This is a genomic window from Streptomyces sp. NBC_00335, from assembly GCF_036127095.1.
In the GTDB taxonomy this organism is placed as follows: Bacteria; Actinomycetota; Actinomycetes; order Streptomycetales; family Streptomycetaceae; genus Streptomyces.
The window spans coordinates 3933169-3957704 of sequence record NZ_CP108006.1 but is presented as its reverse complement, the minus strand read 5'-3'; the positions used below and the strand labels follow the sequence as shown (position 1 = coordinate 3957704).

Genomic DNA, 24536 nt, shown 5'->3' with positions numbered 1-24536 from the left:
GTGCGGGGGAGCGCGGAATGCAACAAGCTTTGCCTACAGGCTTATTGACATCGACATAATCAGCGCCGCCGGTACGTGAGCGGGAGGGCGGCGCTGCCGTCGAGCTCCCGCACCAGGTTCCCGTTGGAGAGCAGCCGCAGGGTGCTCCGGCCGCCCGGCGAACACGACGGCGGCGCACCGGAGATCACCGTGGAGGGGTCAAGCCCGACACTGTCGGCGGTGGCCGAGCGCAGCGGGGCGGTCCACGCGCAGCTGAGTCCCGGGGCCTGGAGGGTCAGGGACATGACGTCGGAGCCGGCCGTTCCGGGGCTGAGGGTGAGCTGCCAGCTCTGATCGCCGTACGTGGTCCGCCAGGTGCCGGCGTAGGCCGCGGGGAGCGTGGCCAAAGTGGCGGAAGGGCTGGAAGGGCTGGAAGGGCTGGAAGGGGCAGAAGGGGCAGGAGTGGTGCCCCGCGGGCCGGACGAGCCGGCCGGGACGGCGCCGTGGTGGGAGCGGGGCGAACCCTCGCCGGATCCGCTCATGACGGTGTACACCGTGCCGCCCGCCGCGACGGCGACGACCACGGCGACGGCGACGAGCAGGGCCGTGGAGACGGCCGCGGACCGGGAGCGCCCGCCGACCGCGAGCCCGGGTCCGGGCACGGAGAAGGCCCCGTGTCCGGAGAAGGCCCCGGGCACGGGCGTGAGCGTCGGGGCGGGCGCAGCAGTCGGCGCGTACGGGCCGGGGCCCGGGTCCGCCGCGGTGCGCTGGGCGGGCACGGTCGCCGGCTCGGGCCGGTCCGGGCCGGCGTCCACGCGGTCCAGCAGGGCGATGGCGTGCTGCCCGAGCCGCGCGACGAGGGGCGCGGGCAGCCAGGACTCCGGGGCGGCCGGGGCTGCCGGGGCGTCCGGGGCGTCCTTCCGCCCCGCGCCGAGCCGTTCGCGGATCTCGGCGGGGCCGGGCCGGGCGGCCGGGTCCTTGTGCAGGCAATCGCGTACGACGTCACGCAGTTCGGCCGGTACGCCGGCCAGGTCCGGTTCCGCTTCGGTGACGCGCATCAGGAGCGCGGCGATGCCTCCAGGCTGGTCCGGGTCCCCGAAGGGCAGCCGGCCGGTGGCGGCGTAGGCGAGCACCGAGCCGAGGCCGAACACGTCGCAGGCCGGGGTCACGGGGGTGCCGTTGAGCTGCTCGGGGGCGAGGAAGCCGGGGGAGCCGAGGAGTTCGCCGGTCTGCGTGAGGGCGGGATCGGCGGTGGCTCCGAGGGCCCGGGCGATGCCGAAGTCGATGACGCGGGGGCCGTCGGCGGTGAGCAGGATGTTGCCGGGCTTCAGGTCCCGGTGGACGAGTCCGGCACGGTGGATGTCCTGGAGGGCGTACGAGAGCCCCTCGCCCAGGACCCGTACGGAGCCGGCCGGCAACGGGCCGAAGTCGCGCCCCACGGCTTGGCGCAGGTTCGGCCCGGCGATGTAGGCGGTGGCCAGCCAGGGGATCTCCGCGTCGGGGTCGGCGTCGAGGACGGCGACGGTCCAGGCCCCGCCGACGAGGCGGGCGGCGTCGGCCTCGCGGTGGAAACGGGTGCGGAAGTCGGGGTGGGCGGCGAGGTGGGGGTGGATCAGCTTCACGGCGGCGGTGCGGGTGCCCGTACGGGCGAGGGTCCGGGTGCCGGTGCCGGTGCCGGTGTTGGTATGAGTGGAGGTCCCGGTGCCCGTGCCGGGGGCGTGCTCCTCGGCGCGGCCGAGGTAGACCTGGCTCATTCCGCCGGTTCCGAGGCGGGCGAGCAGGCGGTACGGACCGATGTGCTCCGCGTCGCGCGAGTGCAGTGGTTCCATGACAGGTGGCCCTCCCCCCGGGACTCGCCGGAGCCCGACAATAGTGCGGCCGGGCGCGATGCCGGTTGCGGGGGTGGGCTTGCCCCGGGCCGGCCGCGGGGGCGTGGCTCCGGGTCCAGGACACACCCGATGCGGAGATTCCACCAGGTGGGCGGGCGGGCTGTGTTGGGATGGTGGACCGACGCGGGACCGTTCCGCGCGGGACCGCTCCGCGGGGTGCCGTCCGGGGCGGTGTGACGATCCAGGGGGTGGCCGGTGCGGTTGCGCAACGTCGAGCTCGTCGATGTCGACGCCTACGTCAGGATGCGGTGCGATCCCGTCATGATGGCGGACCTCGGCGGACCGCTTCCACGCGAAGGCATGGAGGACAAGGTCCGCAGGGACGTCCGGAAGGCGGTCGCGGATCTCGGCTGGATCAAGATGATCATCCCTGACCCGGCCGCGCCCGAGGTGGTGGCGGGAACTGTGACCCTGTGGTCCCACGACACCGAGGACGGGCCCGTGTCGGAGATCGGATGGATGGTCCTGCCGGAGCACCAGGGACGCGGACTGGCCAAAGCGGCCGTCCGCACCCTGCTCGAACGGGCACGTGACGAGGACCGCTGGGGGCTCGTGCACGCGTTTCCCGCGACGGGCAACGGCGCTTCGAACGGCATCTGCCGCTCTCTCGGCTTCCGGTTCGTCGCCGAACGCGATGTGACGTTCGCGGACCGGATCCTGTCGACGAACCACTGGGTCATGGACCCTCGCACCATGCCCACCACCCCGCCGGGACCGCCCCCGCCGCGACCGACCCCGGCTGGACCAACCCCGCCGGGACCGACCCCACCACGGATCCGGCACGATCCGAAAGAGACGGCCTAACTGTATTGATCACGAGCGTTGTTGACACTGCCGAGGTCTTGAACATGGCGAAGACCTCCGGTGTGGTGGGAGCTGTCTAGGAACCCATTGCACGACGGAGGTCTTCGTGTCCCACCGTAATGCCCGGCTGACCGTCTTCGGTAGGCGCCTGCTGGTCGAACGAGTCCGCTCGGGCCGCCCCGTCGCGCACGTCGCGGCCGAGATGGGTATCTCGCGGGCCACCGCCCACAAGTGGGTCCGCCGATGGCGGACCGAGGGCGAAGCGGGCCTGCACGACCGATCCAGCCGGCCGCGCACAACACCGCACCGCACGACCGCAGCGGTCGAAGCCCGGGTCTGTGACCTGCGCAGAACCCGAAAGCTCGGCCCTGCCCGGATCGGCCCGATCCTGGGGCTGCCCGCCTCGACCGTGCACCGGATCCTGACCCGCCACGGTTTGGGCCGCCTGGCCTGGCTGGACCGGCCCACCGGGCAGCCGATCCGCCGCTACGAACGCGAGCACCCGGGCGAACTCATCCACGTCGACATCAAGAAACTCGGGAACATCCCGGACGGTGGCGGCTGGCGCACGGTCGGCCGGACGGCAGGCGACCGAAACCGCCAGAGCAGCACCACCGAGCGCAGAAGCTCCACGCCAGTGATCGGCTACTCCTACGTCCATTCCGCGGTCGACGACCACTCCCGTCTGGCCTACAGCGAAGTCCTCACCGACGAACGCAAGGAAACCGCCGCCGGGTTCTGGCAACGGGCGAACGTCTTCTTCACCCGCCACGGCATCACCGTCGAACGCGTCCTGACCGACAACGGCTCCTGCTACAAGTCGAAGCTGTTCACCCAGGCCCTGGCCGCGGCCGGCATCGCCCACAAGAAGACCAGGCCCTACCGGCCACAAACCAACGGGAAAGTCGAACGCTTCAACCGCACCCTCCTGGACGAATGGGCCTACCTACGGCCCTACACCTCCAACCAGGAACGGACAGCGGCCCTGGCAGACTTCCTCCACACCTACAACCACCACCGCAGCCACACCGCACTGGGCGGACACCCACCCATCACCCGAGTCAACAACCCTGCGGGTCAATACACCTAACCGGCCGGCACGTCGACCGGCGCCGGCAGAGCGTCCAGCGCGGCCGACAAGCGCTCCAGGACCCGTACCGTTTCGGCGAAGCCGTCTTCGCCGAGGGCCTCCGCGAGACGGGTGGCCAGGGCCGCGTGCCCCGGGCCGATCCTGGCGACGGCGGCCCGGCCGGCATCCGTGGGGCGCAGCAGCTTCGCCCGGCGGTGGGCCGGGTTCGGGACGTACTCGGCGAGGCCCTTGGCGGCCAGCAGATCGGCGATGCGCTGCACGCTCTGCCGGGTGATGCCCATGGCCCGGGCGATGCCGGCGACGGGCAGCGGTTCGCGGAGTACGGCTCCCAGCACCTGCCACCAGGCTGCGGTCAGCCCTGCCGGGCGGGCCAGCTCCTCCGATACGGAGAGGAACTGGCCGTTGAGCCGGAACACCCCGAGGGCGGTGCGGCTCAGGAGGTCCTGGCTGGTGCGGCGGGAGTTCTCCCGCGGCCCCCTGCCGCGCGCCGCGGGAGCCGCGCCGCCGGCCTCCGGGGGCTCCGCGGCGGGCTCCGCATCCCCGCGCCGGGTCTGGGGCCGGTCAGGCATGGTTCGGGTCCGCCGCCATCAGGACCGGGTACGCGCTCGCGTCCGAGTCGTGGAACAGGCGGTACCAGGCGTCGAGCACGTGCGGCTCGTACACCCCGAGTCGGGCGAAGACCTCGCGGGCGAACGCCACCGGTTCCGTGGGGCCCGCCGTGATCAGGTCGCCGTCGGTGACCGCGTCGGCCTCGACGTAGTGCTCGGCGCCGCCGTAGCCCGGCTGGCCGCCGAGGTAGAAGGGGGCCGCGCTGGTGTGCGTACGTCCGTCCAGGACTCCGGCGCGGGCCAGGCCGGCCGTGGCTCCGCAGATCGCGGCGACCGGGACGCCCGCCGCCAGGAACTCCCCGGCCTTCGCCGCGAAGCGCACCAGCTCGTCGCCCGTGTCCCACAGTCCGGCGCCGGTCAGGATGAGGAGCGCGGACTCCTCGGGGCGCAGGTCCGCCAGGGCCAGGTCGGGCTGGATGCGGAGGCCGCCCATCGTGGTGACGGGGCGTCCGGCGGTGACGCCGACCGTGCGGACCTCGTAGCCGTGCTGGGTGAGGTGTGCGGTGGTGTGGCCCGTCTCCCAGTCGGCGTAGGTGTCGTACACCGCCACGTGGACCGTCTTCGTCCGGGTCTCGCTCATCGTGCTCGCCCTCCAGTGTCGCCGTGCGTCTGATGCCGAACCGAACCGAACCAGACCGGACTTGCCCCGACCCGTGCCGCTCGCTCATGTCGTGTCCGTTCGCGTTCCCTCTATGACAGTAGGCTGCCATCATGACAGCTTGCTGTCAATCCCTCCCCAGACAGACTGCCGAGACCCGCCCCCCACCCGCATACAGACCGCCGATATCCCTCCCCACCTGCACACTTCTACGGTTGCGGCCATGACCCCTCACGTCACCTCGGGCGCCACCGTCAAGGCCGCCGACCGCGCCCACGTCTTCCACTCCTGGTCCGCCCAGGCCCTGATCGACCCGCTCGCCGTGGCCAAAGCCGAGGGGTCGCACTTCTGGGACTACGACGGCAAGCGCTACCTCGACTTCGCCTCCCAGCTGGTCAACACCAACATCGGCCACCAACACCCCAAGGTCGTCGCCGCGATCCAGGAGCAGGCCGCCAGGCTCTGCACCCTGGCCCCCGGTTTCGCCGTCGACGTCCGCTCCGAGGCCGCACGCCTCATCGCGCAGCGGACCCCCGGCGACCTCGACAAGATCTTCTTCACCAACGGCGGCGCCGAGGCCGTGGAGAACGCCGTCCGCATGGCCCGGCTGCACACCGGCCGGCAGAAGGTGATGTCCACCTACCGCTCGTACCACGGCGCCACCTCCGCCGCGATCAACCTGACCGGCGACCCGCGCCGCTGGCCCTCCGACACGGCCGCCGCCGGCGTCGTGCACTTCTGGGGACCGTTCCTCTACCGCTCGCCCTTCCACGCGACCACCGAGGCCGAGGAGTGCGCGCGCGCCCTCACCCACCTCGCCGACACCATCGCCTTCGAGGGCCCGGCGACGATCGCCGCGATCATCCTGGAGTCGGTCCCCGGCACGGCCGGGATCATGACCCCGCCGCCCGGCTACCTGGCCGGCGTGCGCGAGCTCTGCGACCGCTACGGGATCGTCTTCATCCTGGACGAGGTCATGTCGGGATTCGGCCGGACCGGCAAGTGGTTCGCCGCCGAGCACTTCGACGTCACCCCCGACCTGATCACCTTCGCCAAGGGCGTCAACAGCGGCTACGTCCCGCTCGGCGGCGTCGCGATCTCCGGCGCGATCGCCGAGACCTTCGCCACGCGCCCCTACCCGGGCGGGCTGACCTACTCCGGTCACCCCCTCGCCTGCGCCGCCGCCGTCGCGACGATGAACGCCATGGACGAGGAGGGCATCGTCGAGCACTCCGCCCACCTCGGCGAGAACGTGATCGGCCCGGCTCTCGCCGACCTCGCGGAGCGCCACCCCTCGGTCGGGGAGGTCCGCGGCCTCGGCACCTTCTGGGCCCTGGAGCTCGTACGGGACAAGGAGACGCGCGAGCCGCTCGTTCCCTACAACGCCGCGGGCGCCGACAACGCGCCGATGGCCGAGTTCGCCGCGGCCTGCAAGGCGTCCGGGCTGTGGCCGTTCGTCAACATGAACCGCACCCACGTCGTCCCCCCGTGCAACATCACGGAAGCGGACGCCAAGGAGGGCCTGGCCCTGCTGGACGACGCGCTGACCGTCGCCGACCGGCACGTTTCGGCCTGACCGAGGCCTCGTCGACGCTTGCAGGGGCTTGAGCGAGCCTGACCGGCGCCCCCGGAACCGAGGTCGGGGGCGGGGCCCGGGCGGGCCGCGCACAGCCCCCGAACAGGCTCCGAGCAGCGAGGACGACCCTGCGCGGGTGCTCTGGGAGGGACCCGCGCAGGGTCAAATGATCAAGAAGGGAAACGCGGCCCGTCCGCATAACGGGCACTAAATCCACATAGCGGCCACAAACCGATCGGTTTCGGCCGCGCTGCCTGGCCTAAGGTGTCCGAAGCCCACAGATGGAGACGGACCCCTATGCCAGGCAGCGGCGCTGTCACCCGCAACACACTTCGCCAGCAGATCGCGGACGCGCTGCGTGACGAGGTGCTCGCGGGGCGCCTGGCGGCCGGGAGCGAGTTCACCGTCAAACAGATCGCCGAGCAGTACGAAGTCTCCGCGACCCCCGTCCGCGAGGCCCTCGTCGATCTCTCCGCGCAGGGCCTGCTCGACTCCGTCCAGCACCGCGGCTTCCGCGTCCGAGTCTTCACCGTGGACGATTTCCGGGGCATGATCGAGGCTCGTACGTTGATCGTGGAAGGCATCTTCCGCAGGCTCGTGGAACGCGGCACCGCCCCCGGCTCCGGGGAACGGCTCGTCTCGGTGCGCCGCCGGGCGGAGGAGGCGCGGCGGGCAGCGCTGAACGGCTCGCTCGACGTGCTGATCGGCTACGACCTGCGCTTCTGGAGGGAGCTGAGCGGGCTGGTCGGCAACATCTACATCTCCGAATTCCTGCACCGGATCCGGGTGCAGTGCTGGGTGTTCTCCGTGCCCTACCTGAAAGCGGAGCCGGACCTGCGCTCCGACCTGTGGGCCGGCCACAACGAACTGATGGACGCGGTGACCCGCGCGGACGCCGAGGAGGTACGACGCCTCGTGCACGCGTACAACCAGCACGGTCTCGACTGGGCCGCGGGCCTGAAGGCGGGCGGCGCGTGAGCGGCGAGAGCGCCGTGAGCGCCGGCCAGGAGAAGCAGGCCCCCACGACCCCCGCCGGTGAGCGCTGGCTCGGCGCCGTCGGACTGTCCGTGGTCATCCCGGCTCCCGTCCCGGAGCAGAACCTCACCGCCCTGCGCGAGCACCTCGACGCCCACTGCGGCACGGGTCCCGGGGCCTGGGAACTCATCGTGGTCACCGGCGACGCGGTTGCCCCGACGCCGGCCGCCGCCGCGGAACCCCGGATCCGGCTGATCCGCCCCGACGGCGACGGCGACGGCGACTACAGCGCCGGCAGCGGCAAGGGCGCAGCCCTCCGCGCCGGGGTGCTCGCCTCCACGGGCGAGCGGGTGCTCCTCACCGACGCCGCCCTCAGCACCCCGCTCGAAGAACTGGCCCGCCTCGAAGAAGTCCTGGACGCGAACGCGGGAGCGGACCTGAACCCGGCCCCGGACCCGGGCACGCACGACGACGCACCCCCCGCCGTGGTCCTCGGCCGCTCCCGCAGCCGCCTGGTCCGCACGCTCGGCATCCCCGGCATACCGGGATTCCGCGCCGACACCTGCGCCTTCGCCCTCTTCGACGGCGACCGGGCCCGCGCAGCCTTCGGCGCCTCCACCCTCGACGGACCGGCCATCGACGCCGAGGTCCTGCGCTGGGTCCGCCGCCAGGGCTGGCCCGTGGCGGAGGTCGAGCTTCCCGTGCACCGCGGCCGCACCCGGAACGCCCCGACCCCGGCCCCGACCCCGGCCCCGCGCCCCGACCGCCGCCGCGCCCTCGGCGACCTGTTCCGCCTCAACGCCGGCGGCCTCACCGTGGCCGGCGCCTTCCTCCTGCTCTCCCTCTACGTCTTCCAGGGCCTGTGGACGGACCTCGACGGCGCCTACCTCGCGGACGCGCTCCAGGACCAGAACCAGTGGGAGTGGTTCGTCGGCGTCACCACCGACAACATCACCCACCTCCGCAACCCGCTCTTCACCCTCTCCCAGGGCATGCCCGACGGCGTGAACCTGATGGCCAACGCCACGATGCTCGGCCTGAACGTCCCGCTGATCCCGGTCACGCTGCTCTTCGGCGAGACCGTCACCTTCGCGCTGGTCCTCACGCTCGGCATGGCCGCCAGCGCCTGGACCTGGTACTGGCTGATCCGGTGCCGCTTCGTGCGCAGCCGCTGGGCGGCCGCCGCGGGCGGGGCGCTCGCCGCCTTCGCGCCGCCGATGGTCTCGCACGCCAACGGCCATCCGAACTTCGTCGTCCTCTTCATGATCCCGCTGATCATCGACCGGGCCCTGCGCCTGTGCGAAGGCCACCGCGAAGGCCCCCGCGCAGGCCGCAGTGTGACGCGTGACGGGGTACTGCTCGGGCTCTTCGCGACGTACCAGATCTTCATCGGCGAGGAGCCGCTGCTCATCGCCGCGCTCGGCATGCTGGTCTTCTGCCTGGCCTACCTCCTGGTCGCCCCCCGCCGCGCCCTCGCCGCCGCGCGGCCGCTGGGCTCCGGTCTGGTCGTGGCGCTGGCGGTGTGCCTGCCGCTGGTGGCCGTACCGCTGTACTGGCAGTTCTTCGGCCCGCAGAGCTACCACTCGGTCCTGCACGGGGACAACGCCGGGAACAGCCCGCGCGCCCTCATCGAGTACGCCTCCCGCTCCCTGTTCGGCGACCCCGAGACGGCCGGGAAGCTCTCCCTGAACACCACCGAGCAGAACGCCTTCTACGGCTGGCCCCTGCTCGCCTTCGGCGTCGTCGTGTGCGTGTGGCTGTGGCGGAGCAAGGCCGTACGGGCCCTCGCGCTCACCGGCTTCACCGCGCTCCTGCTGTCCCTCGGACCGTGGGTGCCCGTACCCCGTACCGAGATCGTGCTGCCGGGCCCCTGGCGCCTGATGATCAAGCTGCCGCTCTTCGAGTCGGTGATCGAGGGGCGCGTGGCGATGGTGTGCGCCCCCATCCTGGGCATCCTGCTCGCCCTCGCGCTCGACCGGATCATCCGGCTGCCCGAGCGGGAGCTGCGCACGCTGGGCCTGCTGGGTGCGGCGGCCGCGCTGATCCCGGTCCTGCCGCTGCCGCTGACCGTACGGGACCGCGCGCCGGTGCCCGCCTTCATCACCTCCGGGGACTGGAAGGGCTACGTCAAGGACGGGGAGGCACTCGTTCCGGTACCGCTGCCGGACCCGGGCCAGGCGGACGCGCTGCACTGGCAGGTCGAGGCGGACTTCGGCTTCCGCCTGGCCGGCGGCTACTTCAACGGCCCGTGGGGACCCGATCGGATCGGCATCTACGGGGCCACCCCGCGGCACCTCTCGAACCTCCTGCGCGACGTCCGCTACGGCGCGCAGCCGCCCGAGGTCGACGCCGGCTGGCGGACGCAGGCCCGCCAGGACCTGGAGTTCTGGAAGGCCGGCGCGGTCGTCCTGCCCTTCCAGGACCGGGACGGGGAGCTGCGGGGCCTGATCACCGGGCTGCTGGGCCGGGAGCCGGAGCAGGTGCGCGACGTATGGGTCTGGAGGGTGGGCCCGGGGGAGCCGTAGGCCCGGATCCGGCGCGGTTCTCGTCCCCCAGGTTCTGCTCACCCCTTCGCTGAGCGTGTCCGGCGCACTACGCTGGCCCGATCGGCGACAACGACTGATCGGAGGCCGAGTGGCCTGTGACCTGTGGCTGGTCCCCCTTGTCGACGTGCTGTGCCACAGCCCCGACAACCCCTTCGCGGAAGAGATCGCCTCGTACGACAAGGCGCTGGGCGAGGCCGGACTGCCGTCCGTGCCGGTGTTCGCGTACATGCCGGGGCTTTCCGGGGACGTCGCCCCGGTGGCCGGTTTCGACTACGACGCCCTGCACTTCCTGCGGCGGGCGTACCTGCTCCAGATCTGCGGACTGCCGGTGACACCGGTGGACGAGCTGGGCGGGGACTACGAGCAACTGCTGGAGATGTTCGAGCCGACGGCGCAGCAGTCGCACCTGGTGTGGCACTACGACCACGCGGGGGCCTACGTCCCCGTCGACTTCGCCTACCCGCTGGCCAACGAGGAGCTGCTGGCCGGAGGCGGGCCGCTGGGGTCCGCGCAGGGGCTCCTGCGCGAGCTGGCACTGGTGGCTCCCGCGATCGGGATAGACCCCCTGAACCCGCCGCTGGCTCCGGCGCCCCCGGGGCGGCCGACGTCGCTGGAGGAGCCCGCCGGGCCGATCCCGTACGACGACAGCCCCTTCGCGCGGGAGCGGCACGTATGGCTGGGCCTGCACGCGGCCGCGACCCGGAGCCTCGGCCAAGGCTCGATGATCATCTTCAGCTGACGCGGGCCGTACGGGGTGGGGCCGGCGCCGCCGCGACGCGGAGCCGGCCCCACCCCGTCAGCGCGGCTGCTCCGGCGGCCGCTGACGGGGCATGTTCGGGCGGGTGCCCGGGGGGAGCGGGAAGCGGGCCGGCGGGACGTACGCGTCCGAGCGGGATCCGCCCGCGCCCAGGGACTGCATGACCAGCGGGGCGGGGCCCGAGCTGAACTCGACCATCCACTCCGCGGTCTCCGACCGCACGAGCTCGGTCACGTCCTCGGAGAACCGGCGCAGCACGGTCAGACATCGCTCCGCGGCCTCGCTGGCGGTGCCCTCGGTCGGGCCCAGGATCTCGCGCACGTTCTCCGTGGCCCAGTCGAACTGCAGGGTCTGCAGTCGCCGCTGCACGGCCTGCGCCGTCGCCACGTCCCGCATCCAGCCCGAGGTCAGGCCGAAGAACCGGTCGCAGCCCAGGCAGGCCGCGCCCAGGAGCAGCGCGAGATAGCCATACGAAGCCGCCCCGGACACCGAGCCGGTCAGCTCCAGCAGCGGCATCGCGGCGCCGGTGACCGCGCCGGCGGCGGCCCCGATCCGCAGGATCCGGGCTCCCCGGCGCTTCCACGCCCGGTCCGACAGGTACCACTCGGCGGTGCGCAGCGCGTCGGCCTCGACCCGCCGGTAGAGCTCGTCGAGCCGCTCGGCGGGCTCGCCCCAGTCCCCGAGAGGGAACGGCCGGCCGGTAAGGTCGCCGTCCTCAGCGGGATCCCGGGGTGGCCCCTCGGGCTGCATCTCCGGCTGACTCACCCGGGCACTCCCTCTGCCTGCGCTGAACGTGTGGTGGTGCGCGTGTGCGCAATGGTGCGCATGCTCTTCCTACCTTCGAATGACACGGGGTGGGCGCCGATTCCCGGGATTTCCGCCCGCAAGGAGGGCGCCATCAGGTACGCGTACGCCCCGTCTCTCACTCGAAAGAGTTGGTCCTCACGGCGTAGGGCGCGGCGCCCGGGGAGCACGTAGGCTCGGATTGACCAAGCCGCCGGTGCTTGGCCCGACGCTACGGAGTGAGTGACCTGTGATTCCCGGTGGTGGCATGCCCGACATGCAGCAGCTGCTCCAGCAGGCCCAGAAGATGCAGCAGGACCTCGCCGTGGCGCAGGACGAGCTGGCGCGCACCGAGGTCGAGGGCCAGGCCGGCGGCGGCCTGGTGAAGGCGACCGTCACCGGTTCCGGTGAACTGCGCGCGCTGGTGATCGACCCCAAGGCCGTGGACCCCGAGGACACCGAGACGCTCGCGGACCTGGTGGTCGCGGCGGTCCAGGCGGCCAACGAGAACGCGCAGGCGCTCCAGCAGCAGAAGCTGGGCCCGCTGGCGCAGGGCCTGGGCGGCGGCAGCGGCATCCCCGGCCTGCCCTTCTAGATCCGACCTCCGGGACCCGGTAGCCGGCCCCGTTACGAACTTCAGAACCGAAAGAAGGCAGTCCGTTGTACGAAGGCGTGGTCCAGGACCTGATCGACGAACTGGGCAGGCTGCCCGGCGTCGGGCCCAAGAGCGCGCAGCGGATCGCCTTCCACATCCTGCAGGCCGAGCCCACCGATGTCCGCCGCCTCGCGCACGCGCTGCTGGAGGTCAAGGACAAGGTCCGGTTCTGTGCGGTGTGCGGGAACGTGGCGCAGGAGGAGCGGTGCAACATCTGCCGCGATCCGCGCCGCGATCTGACGGTCATCTGTGTGGTCGAGGAGTCGAAGGACGTCGTCGCGATCGAGCGGACCCGCGAGTTCCGGGGCCGGTACCACGTCCTCGGCGGCGCGATCAGCCCGATCGAGGGCGTCGGCCCGGACGATCTGCGCATCCGGGAGCTGCTGGCGCGGCTCGCGGACGGTTCGGTCACCGAGCTGATCATCGCGACCGACCCGAATCTGGAAGGCGAGGCGACCGCCACCTACCTCGCCCGCATGATGAAGCCCATGGGCCTCAAGGTCACCCGCCTGGCCAGCGGGCTCCCCGTAGGGGGAGATCTGGAGTACGCGGACGAGGTCACGCTCGGGCGGGCCTTTGAAGGAAGGCGACTTCTCGATGTCTGACGCAACGCTGCACGCCCTGGGACAGGATCCGGACGATTTCGCGGCTTCGATCGCGGATCAGATCGAGTCCTTCATCGTCGCGGTCACCGAGGTGGCCAAGGGCGAGGACCCGGACAGCGCGGTGCCCTTCCTCCTCCTGGAGGTGTCCCAGCTGCTGCTGGCGGGCGGCCGGCTCGGTGCCTACCAGGACGTGCTGCCCGACGAGCGCTACGAGCCCGACCTGGGCCCGGAGCCGGACGTGGACGACCTGCGCGAGCGGTTCGCGGTGATGCTGGAGCCGGTCGACGTCTACTCGGAGGTCTTCGACCCCTACGAGCCGCGCAAGGCCCCGGTCCCGCACCGGATCTCCGACGACCTGGCGGACGTGGTCGCCGACCTGCGGCACGGGCTCATCCACCACCAGTCGGGCCGGATCACCGAGGCGCTGTGGTGGTGGCAGTTCTCGTACTTCACCAACTGGGGACCGACGGCATCGGCCACGCTGCGCGCCCTCCAGTCACTGATCGCGCACGTCCGCCTGGACCAGCCGCTGGCCGCCCTGGACGGGCTGGACACGGACGAGGACATCACGGAGGAGGACCTCGCGGAGCAGGCCGGGCAGGTCATGGCCGAGGAGCTCGGCGGACTCGGCCGGAAGTAAACGCCCCGGTCGGGGAACGTTTACGGTGATCTTTTCGTCTCATGATGTGGTACGAGGCGGTCGTATTGCGGCCGCTCGTTAGACTGCACCAGCAATGAGACGGACTGAGCGAGGAGCGCACGTGGGCCTTGTCGTGCAGAAGTACGGAGGCTCCTCCGTAGCCGATGCCGAAGGCATCAAGCGTGTTGCCAAGCGGATCGTGGATGCCAAGAAGAACGGCCACCAAGTGGTCGTCGTGGTTTCCGCGATGGGCGACACGACGGACGAGCTGATCGATCTCGCCGAGCAGGTGTCCCCGATGCCTGCCGGGCGCGAATTCGACATGCTGCTGACCGCCGGAGAGCGGATCTCCATGGCCCTGCTGGCCATGGCGATCAAAAACCTGGGCCACGAGGCCCAGTCGTTCACCGGCAGCCAGGCAGGCGTCATCACCGACTCGGTCCACAACAAAGCGCGCATCATCGATGTCACGCCGGGCCGAATCCGCACCGCGCTGGACGAGGGCAACATCGCCATCGTCGCCGGCTTCCAGGGCGTGTCGGCGGACAGCAAGGACATCACCACCCTCGGCCGGGGCGGCTCGGACACGACCGCCGTCGCGCTCGCCGCGGCGCTGGACGCCGAGGTCTGCGAGATCTACACCGACGTCGACGGCGTCTTCACCGCGGACCCCCGCGTCGTGAAGAAGGCCAAGAAGATCGACTGGATCAACTCCGAGGACATGCTGGAGCTCGCGGCCTCCGGCTCCAAGGTGCTGCTGCACCGCTGCGTCGAGTACGCGCGCCGCTACAACATCCCGATCCACGTCCGCTCGTCCTTCTCGGGACTGCCGGGCACCTGGGTCAGCAACGAGAATCCGCAAGGGGACGAGCCGGTGGAGCACGCCATCATCTCCGGAGTCGCTCACGACGTCTCCGAAGCCAAGATCACGGTCGTCGGCGTCCCGGACAAGCCGGGTGAGGCCGCGGCCATCTTCCGCGCCATCGCGGACGCCGAGATCAACATCGACATGATCGTGCAGAACGTGTCCGCCGCCTCCACGGGCCTGACGGACATCTCCTTCACCCTCCCCAAGGCCGAGGGCCACAAGGCCATCGACGCCCTGGAGAAGGCGAAGGGCACCATCGGCTTCGAGTCCCTGCGCTACGACGACCAGATCGGCAAGATCTCCCTGGTCGGCGCGGGCATGAAGACCAACCCGGGCGTCACCGCCTCGTTCTTCCAGGCGCTGTCCGACGCGGGCGTCAACATCGAGCTCATCTCCACCTCGGAGATCCGCATCTCGGTCGTGACCCGCCAGGACGACGTCAACGAGGCCGTCCGCGCCGTGCACACGGCCTTCGGACTCGACAACGACAGCGGCGACGAAGCCGTCGTCTACGGAGGCACGGGACGTTGATCACGGCGGCGGCCCGGTCCGCCCCGGCTCCGGCACTCGCCGTGGTCGGGGCGACCGGAGCCGTCGGCTCCGTCCTGCTCCAGATGCTGTCCCAGCGGGCCGACGTCTGGGGCGACGTACGCCTGATCGCCTCCTCGCGCTCGGCCGGCCGCCGGCTGACCGTGCGCGGCACGGAGACCGAGGTGCTCGCCCTCACCGAAGACGCCTTCGACGGCCTCGGGGAGGGCGACATCGCGCTCTTCCTGACCCCGGCCGAGGTCTCGGCCCGGTGGGCTCCCCGCGTCACCGCGCGCGGGGCCGTCGTGGTGGACCAGTCCGCGGCCTTCCGCGAGGACCCCGACGTACCGCTCGTGGTGCCCGAGGTGAACGGGCACGCGGTACGGATCCGGCCGCGCGGGATCGTCGCCGGGCCCGACTGCGTGACCGCCGCGATGATGGCGGCGCTGGGCGCGCTGCACGCCGAGTACGCACTGGCCGAGCTGGCCGTCTCCACCTACCAGGCCGCGAGCGCCGCCGGCCGGGCCGGCTCGGAGGCACTGCGCCGTCAGCTGTCCCTCGTCGCCGGCAGCTCCCTGGGGGAGCACCCCGGGGACGTGCGCCGGGCCGTGGGCGAGGACACCGGGCCCTTCGCGGGTCCGCTCGTGCTCAACGTGGTGCCGTGGTCGGGGGAGCTGCGCGAGGACGGCTGGTCCTCGCACGAGCTGGCCGTACGGGCGCAAGTGCGCCGGATCCTGGACCTGGCGGAGCTGCCGGTGTCCGTGACCTGCGTACAGGTACCCGTACTGACCGGCCACTCGCTGACCGTACGGGCCCGGTTCGAGGGAGCCGTCGAGGCGGCGCACGCCCGGGAGATCCTGGAATCGGCGCCCGGGGTGGTCCTCGTGGACGACCCGGCCGCGGGGGAGTTCCCGACCCCTTCGGACGCCGCGGGAACGGATCCGGCCTGGGTGGGGCGGGTGCGGCGCTCTCTGGACGACCCGCGGTCGCTGGAGTTCTTCGTCTGCGCGGACAACCTCCGGCAGGGTGCTGCGCTCAATGCCACACAAACTGCGGAGCTCATCGCGGCTGATTTTGGCTCTTTCACTTTGTAGGATCATCGTTAATCCCTTGATCGAGTGGATGGCCCGACGGCTGACGTCGTACGACGACGCGCGTCCGGGTGTGCGGCTACGCAAGAAGACGATGAGAATCCCGCCGATGAATCTGCCGTGCGCGTACAACCCTGACGGGGGCACGCGTGTCCAACTGGCGTGGCAGAAGCATTGCTGGAACTCCCCGTCATATCGGCGCGCACCGGGACGATCCCGGTCCCGTTGCGCCTGCGATCCCGCATGCCCGGTGGGTTCCCGGTGATCGTTCCCGTACCGCCCGCCGCCAAGACGTCCGGCGCCCCCCTGCTGCCCGGGGTGCCCGCAGCGTCCGGCGTCCGCCCGTCCCCGGCCAAGGACGGCCGCGTGCCGGGGCCGCGCGACAGCGCGGAGGACACCGGTGGCACGCAGGCGTCCCAGGTGGCCGCGACGGCCGAGGTGGCTCAGGCCGCCGAGATCGCCGAGGTCGTCGAGGTCGTCGCGGGGACCACCGTCGACCACCTGACGGAGACCTACCAGGCCCACTACCGCTCGCTCCTGGGCCTCGCCGCACTGCTCCTCGACGACACCGCCTCCTGCGAGGACGTCGTCCAGGAGGCCTTCATCCGCGTCCACTCGGCCCGCAACAGGGTCCGCGACCGGGAAAAGACGCTGGCCTACCTGCGCCAGACCGTCGTCAACCTCTCGCGCTCCGCCCTGCGCCGCCGCATCCTCGGCCTGAAGCTTCTGTCGAAGCCGATGCCGGACATGGCGAGCGCCGAGGAAGGCGCGTACGACCTGCTGGAACGGGACGATCTCATCAAGGCGATGCGCGGTCTCCAGCGACGCCAGCGCGAGGTGCTGTCGTTGCGCTACTTCGCGGACATGACGGAAGTCCAGGTCTCCGAGACCCTCGGCATATCACTCGGTTCGGTCAAGGCGTACGGATCGCGGGGCATTGCCGCGCTGCGGGTGGCGATGGAGGCTGCGCAAGCATGAACGAGGACCGCAAGACGAACGAGGACGAGGCCCAGGCGCTGCCCGGCCTGTCGGGCGGATCCGCCTCCGGGGGCCCGGAGGCCCTGATGGAGCTCCTGCGCGGCAAGCCGGGTACGGCGGACGAGCCCGGTAAGGCCGGTACGGCCGGTACGGCCGCGTCCGCCGGTTCCGAGCCGGGCGGCGCCGAGCCGGCCGCCGGTGCGGAAGCCGGCGGCACCGAGCCCGCCACGGCGGAGCCCACTGGTGCCGAGCCTGCCAAGTCCGAGCCCACCGCTGCCGAGCTCACCACTGCCGAGCCCGCCAAGGCGGAGCCCGCCGTCGCCAAGCTCGCCCTCGTCAAGACCCTGGCCTCCGAACCCGCGGGCGAGGAGGACGTGCTGCGCGATCTGCTGCGCGGGGCCGTCGGGGGGCTGGAGCCCTCCGGTGGCGCGCTGGAGCGGCTGCGGCACGCGGTCCCCGCGCGCCGGGTCCGCAACCGGCGGATCCTCGTCGCCGCGGCGGCGGCCGTGGTGGTGCTGGGCGGCTCGGTCCCGGTGGGCCTGCAGATGTTCTCCGGTGCGGGCGGGAGCTCCGACCGTTCCACCATGGCGGGCCACGGCCAGCAGGGCGGGAACTCGAAGGACGGGTCCGGCCTGCACCAGAACGGCTCCGGCTCCCGTCCGAAGCCCAAGCGGTCCTCCGACAAGGACAAGGACAAGGACAAGGACGCGCAGGACGGCGGCGCCAGCTCCTCGCCGACCCCGCCGGGCGGCTTCCCGAGCGCCGGCGGGGCGGACATCACCCCGCCCGGCGCCCCCTCCCCCCTGCCCGGCACCAGCGGCAGCGTCGGTGGCGGTGCGGTCCCCCCGCCCGCGTCCTCGGACGTGCCCAACTGCACCCAGAGCCAGGTCGGCGTGGCGGGCAGCACCCGGGCCCCGTCGGCCGGCGGCAAGATCTACGGCAGTTTCAAGGTCACCAACGTGTCCTCGCGCAGCTGTACCGTCCGCGGCCCGGAGAGCTTGGCGGCGGGCCCGGCGTTCGAGGGCGGGGCCGCGGTGACCGTCGTCAACCACGTCACGGGCGATCCGGCGACCGGGCTGCTGCCCGACCCGTCGGTGGAGACCTTGCGGTTGGTGCTCGCGCCGAACGCGACCTACGAGGTCCGCTTCGCATGGGTGCCGCCGGAGGGCGGCTGCCCCGCCGCGGGCGGGTCCGGGGACGCCAACTCGTCGGAGGGCGCCCCGGGCGCCGAGGCGGGCACCGGCCAGGCCCAGACTCCGCCGCTCGGTGCCCTGGTGGCCCACACGCCCAACACGCTCGGTCCGGACGGCCCGACGACGCAGCTGACCATCGCCGAGGCGTGCGGGGGAACGGTCTACCGGACGGGCGTCATCCCGAACAGGTAGGCCGCTACGCCGAGCCGGCCCCGGCCTGGGCCGGCTCGCCCGACGGGGTCTCGGACGCGGCCGCAGTCCCGGACTCGGTCTCGGTCTCGGTCCCGGTCCCGGTCTCGGTCCCGGTCTCGGTGAGGAGGCCCGCCTCCGCATCGCGCAGGGTCTCCACCTCGCGCCGGTACAGCCGGAACCACATGAAGAGCACGAACGCGGCGAAGACGAACCACTCGCCGGTGTAGCCGAGGTTCTGGAAGGCCTTGAGGTCGAGCCCGGTGTTGGCCGGAGCCCGCGCCGGTACCGGGGTCATCCCGTCGGCGGGCGTCTGCACGGTCAGCCAGGCGTCGTACAGGCCGTACGGCACGATGTTGACGAGCGAGGCGGCCCCGATGACGCCGAGCTGCCCGGCCGGCAGTCCGCCCGCGGAGTAGACGCCCTTGCTGGTGGAGTTCTCCGAGGCCTGGAGCGCGCCCGTCACCTCGACCCGGCCGGCCGGCGGGGCAGGGGCCCGGCCCGCGTCGGCCGCTCCGGGCAGCCACCCGCGGACCACGGGTACGGCCTTGCCCGTGTCGGTCCTGAGCAGGGTCAGGACGTAGAAGCCGGACTTCCCGTCGAGCCGCCGTTCGGGGACGAGCAGCTGGTCGGCGTACTCCCCGGAGACGGAGGCGAGCCGTCCGGAGGTCCGCTTGTCCACCGGGAGCAGCGAGTCCAGCGGCGCGGCCGCCTGTTCGGCGGGGCGTGCGCTGGTCGCCTCCTTGTGGGTGTCGACGCGGTCCTCGAACCGGCCGAGCTGCCAGCTCCCCATGAACAGGCAGAAGGGAACGCCGAGCGCGACGAAGACGTTGATCCCCCACCAGCGCGGGGTCAGGAGAAACCGGTGCACCCCACCACCGTACGGGGGGTGCACCGGATCGCCGGTGCCGGGGCCCGTCGCGGGCCTACCGCGGCAGGTGCTTCAGCACGAAGTCGATCTCCATCCGGACCTGCTTGATCCGCTCCTCGACGACGAGCGAGCCGTGCCCGGCGTCGTAGCGGTACACCTCGTGCTCCGCCCCGCGCGCCACCAGCCGGTCGACGTAGTTCTCGATCTGCTTGATGGGGCAGCGCGGGTCGTTGAGCCCCGCCGCGATGTGCACGGGCGCCTTCACCGCGTCCACGTAGGTCAGCGGCGAGGAGGCCTCGAAGCGCTCCGGGACCTCCTCCGGGGTGCCGCCGAAGAGGGTGCGGTCCAGGGACTTCAGCGCCTCCATCTCGTCGTGGTACGCCGTCACGTAGTCGGCGACCGGTACGGCCGCCAGCCCCACCGCCCAGGCGTCCGGGTGAGTACCGAGGCCCAGCAGGGTCAGGTAGCCGCCCCAGGAACCGCCGGACAGCACCAGGCGCGCCGGGTCCGCGAGCCCGGAGTCCACCGCCCATTCCCGTACGGCTTCGACGTCCTCCAGCTCGATCAGGCCGACCCGGTGCTTGAGGGCGTCGGTCCACTCGCGTCCGTAGCCGGTCGAACCGCGGTAGTTGACCCGGACGACCGCGAAACCGTGGTCGAGCCAGGCCGCCGGGGTCGCGGCGAAGGCGTCGCTGTCGTGCCAGGTGGGCCCGCCGTGGATCTCGAAGATGGTGGGGAAGGGGCCCTCGCCGTGGCCGGCGGGCCGCTGGGCGAGGGCGTGGATCCGCCCGCCCGGCCCTTCCACCCACACGTCCTCGACCGGTACGGAGCCCGGCGGCCGGAAACCGGGAGGGTCGAGCACGACCCCGCCCGCGGTCGACCGGATGACGGAGGGCTCGGCCGCGGAGGACCACTGGTACTCCACCGACCCGTCGGGCCGCGCCGTCGCACCCGACACCGTCCCCGGAGGCGTGTCCAGCCGTACGAGCTCCCGCGCGGCCAGGTCGTAGCGGAAGAGCTCGCTGCGCGCCTCGTAGCCGTGCTCGATCAGCAGCGCGGACCCGTCGGGGTACCACTCGGCGCCGACGTCGCCCGGCAGGTCGACGGCCAGCCCTTCCTCGGTGCCCGCGGCCACGTCCCACACCATCGGCTCCCACCGGCCGCGCCGCTGGTGGCCGACGAGCAGCCGGGTGTCTCCCTCGACGGGCGCGAAGCCGAGCACCATGAGGCCCAGCTCCTCGGTGCCGCCCTTGGAGTCGTCCAGCTCGGCGACCGCTTCGCCGTCCAGGGTGATCACGCGCAGGGCCGAGTGCATCGCGTCGCCGTGCTCGGTGTGCTCGACGGCGAGCAGGGTCCCGTCCCGGGACAGGTCGCCGACGCCGGCCGACTCGCGGTGCCGGTAGACGACGGCCGGCTCGGATCCGTCGGGCCGGACCACGTGGATCGTGGTCCCGTCCTCGTCGGTGGAGCGCCCCACGACGGCCGTCCCGTCCCGTCCGATGGCCAGCCCGGCGGGGTACGAGGCCTCCAGCCCGGGGGTGGCCGGCTCGTCGGGGCCGCCCGCGAAGGGCTGGCGGACCCAGGTGCCGAACTCGTCGCCGTCGGTGTCGGAGAACCACCAGACCCATTCGCCGTCGGGGGAGAGGGTGCCGTCGGTGGTCCCGTTGGGCCGGTCGGTGGCCTGCCGCTGGGCGCCGGTGGCGCGGTCCCAGGCGTACAGCTCGTAGGTCCCGGTGGCGTTGGAGACGAAGAGCGAGCGGTCGGGCGCGTCCTCGGCCCATTCGGGCAGTCCCACGCGCGGGGCCCGGAAGCGCTTCTCCCAGTCGGGCACGGCGGCGGCGTTCGTGTCGGCGGTGGCGTCAGTCATGCACCCCATGTAACCGGATCGGCCGCGGCCCGGCCCCCGAGATGCCGATGGGGCCGAACGGGCGCAGGGTGGTTTGGGTACGCGGTCCAGCGTACGAGGCTGCGTGGAGGAGTGACGGTCATGGCGAAGAAGGCGCGTACCGGCAAGCCGTCCCACCATGATTCAGAGCGTGCGATGGCGAAGAACACGGCGGCCGAGGCGCGCGCCAAGGCCGCCGTGCGCGATGTGCAGTCGGTCTCCGCGAAGACCCGGGGCATGCAGCAGAAGGCCCAGGCGAAGCGGGGTTGAGCCGTAGGCTGACGCGATGCGGATGATCGTCCGGGGCGCCCGGCTGCTGCACGGCGAAGGCCTGCACGACATCGAGGTCGCGGAGGACGGGCGGATCGCGCGCGTGCTTCCGTACGACGACCAGAAGGAGCCGCCGGCGACGGGGGTGCTGATCGAGGCGCACGGCGGCCTGCTCAGCGCGCCCTTCGTCGAACCGCACATCCACCTCGACACGGCCCTGACGGCCGGGGATCCGCGCCCCAATGTCTCCGGGACCCTGTGGGAGGGCATCGCCTGCTGGAGCGAGCGCAAGAAGACCCTGACCCGCGAGGACGTCATCGCGCGGGCCACCGAGGTGCTGCGCTGGCAGGCGGCGCAGGGCGTGCTGCACGTGCGCACGCACTGCGATGTCACCGACCCGGCGCTGACCGCGCTCGACGCGCTGCTGGAGGTGCGCGACCGGGTGCGGGACGTGATGACCCTGCAGATCGTCGCCTTCCCGCAGGAAGGCATCGTCTCCTTCCCCGGCGGCGAGGCGCTACTGCGCGAGGCCGTCCGGCGCGGGGCCGACGTGGTCGGCGCGATCCCGCACTTCGAGGACACCCGGGAGGACGGGGTGGCCTCGCTGGCCGTCGCCTTCCGGCTCGCCGAGGAGCAGGGACTGCGGGTGGACGCGCACTGCGACGAGATCGACGACGAGCAGTCCCGGTTCGTGGAGGTGCTGGCCGCCCACGCCCTGCGCTCGGGGCTGCGCGGGCACGTGACGGCCTCGCACACGACGGCGATGGGCTCCTACGGCGGCGCGTACAGCTTCAAACTCCAGCGCCTGCTGGCTCGTTCCGGCATCAACCTCGTCTCGAACCCCTTCGCCAACCTCAACCTCCAGGGCCGCTTCGACGCCTACCCCAAGCGGCGCGGCCTCACCCAGGTCAAGGAGATGCTGGCGGCGGGGGTCAACGTGGCCTTCGGCCACGACGACGTGATGGACCCCTGGAACGCGCTGGGCACCGGAAACCCGCTGCAGACCGCCCTCGTCGGGATCTACGCCGCCCAGCTCACGGGGGCGGACGAGATCCCGGTGGCCTTCGAGATGGTGACCGAGCGCGCGGCGCGCGTCCTGGGCCTGTCGCCCTCGGAGTACGGGGTCCGCCAGGGCAACCCGGCCTCCTTCGTACTGCTGCCGGCCGAATCCCCGACCGAGGCCGTCCGCCGCCAGGTCCGCCCCCGCTACGTCGTCTCGCGCGGGACCGTCCTCGCGGAGACCCCGGCGGCTCCGCCCCGCCTGCTGGCCTGGCCGGGGGATGAGGGCCCCTCGGAGGTGGACTTCCGGCCCCGCCTGCGCTGAGCGCCCGTGCCCCTTGTGCCGTGTGCCCTTGTGGCATCGCGGTCAACCCGCTCGACCGGCGGGGCCGACACCGCGGGGTTCCGGTGGCCGGCGGGGTCAGAAGAGTCCCAGGGCGTTGTCCAGGGACCAGACCTGCCAGCCCATCGCGAAGAAGGCGACCGCGGAGATCAGGGCCATCATCAGGTTCTGCCCCTGCTCGCCCCAGTCGTGGATCATCAGGATCAGGTAGACCAGGTTGAGCAGCAGCCCGGCGAGCAGGGCTATCGGGGTCAGGAACCCGACGATGAGGCCGAGGCCCAGGGCCAGTTCGGCGTAGGCGACGAGGTAGGCCATGAAGCGCGGGTAGGGCTTGACGACGATGTCGAAGCCGCGCGTGACGAACCCCCAGCGGTGCTTCTCGGCCACGCCGGCCGCCCAGCGGATGCCGCCTCCGCCGAACCAGTCCTTCTTGTCCTTGTGCCGCCAGCTCTCCAGCCACCACAGCCCGAGCCCGATCCGCAGAACGGCGACCCATTCGGGCCCGCCGAGCCAGATGGTCTGCATCCCCGGTTCCTTCCCTCGTTCCCTCGCAATGATCTGACGATGTGTCAGTTTCGGGGGAAGGGGAGGGCTGTGGCAAGGGGTTGGCGGACGGCATGCTTCAGCGGCACACGACGGAGACCGCCTGGACCTGGTTGTTGCCGAAGCCCCCGCGGTTCCACGGCTGCTGGACCGGCTGCGTGCGCCCCGAGGCGTCGGTGGCGCGGACCAGGAGGGTGTGGGTGCCCGGGACCGCCGTCCAGTCGGCGTGCCAGCCCTGCCAGGCGTACGGGTGGCCGCCCTGCGGCAGCGTGGCCGCGTCCGTCCAGCCGGCGCCCCCGTCGGTGCTCAACTCCACGCGCACGATGGGCCCGTAGCCCGACCAGGCTCGCCCGGAGAGCCGCAGGGGGCCGGGGCTCACGACTCTGGTGCGGGACATGAAATCGGGGAATCCGGGCGGGATCAGCAGGGCGCGCGGGGCGATCCGGGTGACGGGCTCGCCGGGTTCCTCGGCGCTCTGCTTGTACCGGTAGGCCGTGGCCTGCTGGTAGCCGCCGAACGCCGTGTCGACGAGCTCGATGTCGCGCAGCCACTTCACGTGCGCCATCCCGTACCAGCCCGGGACGATCAGCCGCAGCGGATGCCCGTGCTGGGGCGGCAGGGGTCCGCCGTTCATCGTGTGGGCGAGCAGCACGTCCTCGTCGACGGGCAGCGGCAGGCTGCGCCGGTAGTCCTGCTCGACGCCCCGCTCCACCCCGTGGTCGGCGCCCGTGAACACCGCCTCCACCGCGCCCGGAGCCGCCCCCGCCTCCGCGAGCACCGCGCGCAGCGGCACGCCCGTCCAGTCGGCCGTGCCCACCGCCTCCACCAGCCAGGGCTGGCTGACCGGCCGCGGGGACAGCCGGGCCCGCCCGTTGCCGGCGCACTCCATGGTGACCCGGCGGGTCACGGAGGGGAGGGTTCGCAGGTCCCGCAGGCTCAGGCTCAGGGGGCTCTGGAGGCGGCCGTGGAGGGTGAGGCGCCAGGTCTCGGCGGGGTCGTCGGCGCCTGCGTCCGTGCCTCCCGTGCTTCCCGTGCTTCCCGCGCCTCTCGTGTCGGGGATGTCGTAGTGCACGAGTACGTAGTGCAGCCCGGCCGGGGTGACCTCGTACCGCAGGGCCTCCAGCGGGAGCCCGTGGTTGCGCGCGGCGAGCGCCAGCTCGTCCTGGCCGATGCCCTCGCCGGGGGCGGCGATCCGGCCCGGGGGGCTGATCCCGGTGAGGGGGCGCTCCGCTGTGGGCTCCATGGGGTCATGGTCCCGCTGTGGCGGTGGACC

22 protein-coding genes and 1 pseudogene are annotated in these 24536 nt (G+C 72.3%); 15 read left to right on the top strand and 8 right to left on the bottom strand.

The genetic code is table 11. The features are described 5' to 3' along the window. Positions 1 to 59: 59 nt before the first annotated feature. Positions 60 to 1808 (bottom strand): serine/threonine-protein kinase, encoded by a 1749-nt coding sequence (locus tag OHA37_RS17625; protein WP_266906303.1) that lies wholly within the window; start codon positions 1806 to 1808, stop codon positions 60 to 62. Between the two features lie 255 nt (positions 1809 to 2063). Between OHA37_RS17625 and OHA37_RS17620 the strand changes: the two are divergent. Then, positions 2064 to 2561: pseudogene (locus tag OHA37_RS17620) on the top strand (GNAT family N-acetyltransferase); the annotation flags it as partial. A gap of 217 nt (positions 2562 to 2778) precedes the next feature. Then, on the top strand, positions 2779 to 3762 hold the full coding sequence (locus OHA37_RS17615; RefSeq protein WP_266901552.1) for an IS481 family transposase: 984 nt from the start codon (positions 2779 to 2781) through the stop codon (positions 3760 to 3762). On the opposite strand, the gene OHA37_RS17610 is transcribed toward OHA37_RS17615, so the two are convergent. Both OHA37_RS17610 and OHA37_RS17605 read right to left on the bottom strand, forming a co-directional pair. Further along, positions 3759 to 4331: a MarR family winged helix-turn-helix transcriptional regulator gene (locus OHA37_RS17610; RefSeq protein WP_266906301.1), complete on the bottom strand. Its 573-nt coding sequence runs from the start codon at positions 4329 to 4331 to the stop codon at positions 3759 to 3761. The two genes, OHA37_RS17615 and OHA37_RS17610, sit on opposite strands and share 4 nt — an antisense overlap. Beyond that, positions 4324 to 4950: a type 1 glutamine amidotransferase family protein gene (locus tag OHA37_RS17605; RefSeq protein WP_266906299.1), complete on the bottom strand. Its 627-nt coding sequence runs from the start codon at positions 4948 to 4950 to the stop codon at positions 4324 to 4326. Before OHA37_RS17605 ends, OHA37_RS17610 begins: the two co-directional genes overlap by 8 nt. Before the next feature lie 241 nt (positions 4951 to 5191). On the opposite strand from OHA37_RS17605, the gene OHA37_RS17600 reads away from it, so the two are divergent. From OHA37_RS17600 to OHA37_RS17585, 4 genes are all read left to right on the top strand, one after another. Beyond that, a complete protein-coding gene (locus OHA37_RS17600) occupies positions 5192 to 6544 on the top strand; it encodes an aspartate aminotransferase family protein (RefSeq protein WP_266906297.1) in 1353 nt (450 codons plus the stop codon). Between the two features lie 297 nt (positions 6545 to 6841). Then, a complete protein-coding gene (locus OHA37_RS17595; RefSeq protein ID WP_266906295.1) occupies positions 6842 to 7522 on the top strand; it encodes a GntR family transcriptional regulator in 681 nt (226 codons plus the stop codon). After that, positions 7519 to 10044, top strand: a complete 2526-nt coding sequence (locus tag OHA37_RS17590) for a glycosyltransferase family 2 protein (protein ID WP_266906293.1) — start codon at positions 7519 to 7521, stop codon at positions 10042 to 10044. Before OHA37_RS17595 ends, OHA37_RS17590 begins: the two co-directional genes overlap by 4 nt. Positions 10045 to 10153: 109 nt before the next feature. Beyond that, entirely contained in the window at positions 10154 to 10804 is a 651-nt protein-coding gene (locus OHA37_RS17585) for a hypothetical protein (RefSeq protein WP_243330640.1), read from the top strand. A gap of 57 nt (positions 10805 to 10861) precedes the next feature. On the opposite strand, the gene OHA37_RS17580 is transcribed toward OHA37_RS17585, so the two are convergent. Then, the gene (locus tag OHA37_RS17580) at positions 10862 to 11587 is read right to left on the bottom strand and encodes an SLATT domain-containing protein (protein ID WP_266906291.1); all 726 of its coding nucleotides are present in this window, start codon (positions 11585 to 11587) and stop codon (positions 10862 to 10864) included. A 268-nt stretch (positions 11588 to 11855) separates the two neighbouring features. On the opposite strand from OHA37_RS17580, the gene OHA37_RS17575 reads away from it, so the two are divergent. From OHA37_RS17575 to OHA37_RS17545, 7 genes are all read left to right on the top strand, one after another. Further along, positions 11856 to 12200, top strand: a complete 345-nt coding sequence (locus OHA37_RS17575; RefSeq protein WP_250744897.1) for a YbaB/EbfC family nucleoid-associated protein — start codon at positions 11856 to 11858, stop codon at positions 12198 to 12200. Positions 12201 to 12265: 65 nt separating this feature from the next. After that, positions 12266 to 12865, top strand: coding sequence for a recombination mediator RecR (recR, locus tag OHA37_RS17570; RefSeq protein WP_243330636.1), 600 nt, complete (start codon positions 12266 to 12268; stop codon positions 12863 to 12865). Beyond that, positions 12858 to 13505: a DUF5063 domain-containing protein gene (locus OHA37_RS17565; RefSeq protein ID WP_266906275.1), complete on the top strand. Its 648-nt coding sequence runs from the start codon at positions 12858 to 12860 to the stop codon at positions 13503 to 13505. The genes recR and OHA37_RS17565 overlap by 8 nt, the downstream gene beginning before the upstream one ends. Before the next feature lie 121 nt (positions 13506 to 13626). Beyond that, positions 13627 to 14904 carry an aspartate kinase gene (locus OHA37_RS17560; protein ID WP_266906273.1) on the top strand — a complete coding sequence of 426 codons (1278 nt, stop codon included), beginning with the start codon at positions 13627 to 13629 and terminating at the stop codon, positions 14902 to 14904. After that, positions 14901 to 15995: an aspartate-semialdehyde dehydrogenase gene (locus OHA37_RS17555; RefSeq protein ID WP_266906271.1), complete on the top strand. Its 1095-nt coding sequence runs from the start codon at positions 14901 to 14903 to the stop codon at positions 15993 to 15995. The genes OHA37_RS17560 and OHA37_RS17555 overlap by 4 nt, the downstream gene beginning before the upstream one ends. A 240-nt stretch (positions 15996 to 16235) precedes the next feature. Continuing rightward, positions 16236 to 16970 carry a SigE family RNA polymerase sigma factor gene (locus OHA37_RS17550; RefSeq protein WP_266912886.1) on the top strand — a complete coding sequence of 245 codons (735 nt, stop codon included), beginning with the start codon at positions 16236 to 16238 and terminating at the stop codon, positions 16968 to 16970. Beyond that, positions 16967 to 18355: a hypothetical protein gene (locus tag OHA37_RS17545; RefSeq protein ID WP_266906269.1), complete on the top strand. Its 1389-nt coding sequence runs from the start codon at positions 16967 to 16969 to the stop codon at positions 18353 to 18355. The genes OHA37_RS17550 and OHA37_RS17545 overlap by 4 nt, the downstream gene beginning before the upstream one ends. Before the next feature lie 4 nt (positions 18356 to 18359). On the opposite strand, the gene OHA37_RS17540 is transcribed toward OHA37_RS17545, so the two are convergent. Beyond that, positions 18360 to 19223, bottom strand: coding sequence for an SURF1 family protein (locus OHA37_RS17540; RefSeq protein ID WP_266906268.1), 864 nt, complete (start codon positions 19221 to 19223; stop codon positions 18360 to 18362). Positions 19224 to 19278: 55 nt separating this feature from the next. Beyond that, the gene (locus tag OHA37_RS17535; RefSeq protein ID WP_443046180.1) at positions 19279 to 21099 is read right to left on the bottom strand and encodes a prolyl oligopeptidase family serine peptidase; all 1821 of its coding nucleotides are present in this window, start codon (positions 21097 to 21099) and stop codon (positions 19279 to 19281) included. Between the two features lie 111 nt (positions 21100 to 21210). On the opposite strand from OHA37_RS17535, the gene OHA37_RS17530 reads away from it, so the two are divergent. Beyond that, positions 21211 to 21378 carry a hypothetical protein gene (locus OHA37_RS17530; protein ID WP_266906264.1) on the top strand — a complete coding sequence of 56 codons (168 nt, stop codon included), beginning with the start codon at positions 21211 to 21213 and terminating at the stop codon, positions 21376 to 21378. Positions 21379 to 21394: 16 nt separating this feature from the next. Then, on the top strand, positions 21395 to 22702 hold the full coding sequence (gene codA / locus OHA37_RS17525) for a cytosine deaminase (RefSeq protein WP_323182340.1): 1308 nt from the start codon (positions 21395 to 21397) through the stop codon (positions 22700 to 22702). 96 nt (positions 22703 to 22798) lie between these two features. Here the strand turns inward: codA and OHA37_RS17520 are convergent, their stop codons facing one another. Next, positions 22799 to 23245 carry a DoxX family membrane protein gene (locus OHA37_RS17520; protein ID WP_266906263.1) on the bottom strand — a complete coding sequence of 149 codons (447 nt, stop codon included), beginning with the start codon at positions 23243 to 23245 and terminating at the stop codon, positions 22799 to 22801. 97 nt (positions 23246 to 23342) lie between these two features. After that, complete coding sequence (locus OHA37_RS17515; RefSeq protein ID WP_266906261.1) at positions 23343 to 24506, bottom strand: sulfite oxidase; 1164 nt, start codon at positions 24504 to 24506, stop codon at positions 23343 to 23345. Positions 24507 to 24536: the final 30 nt, after the last annotated feature.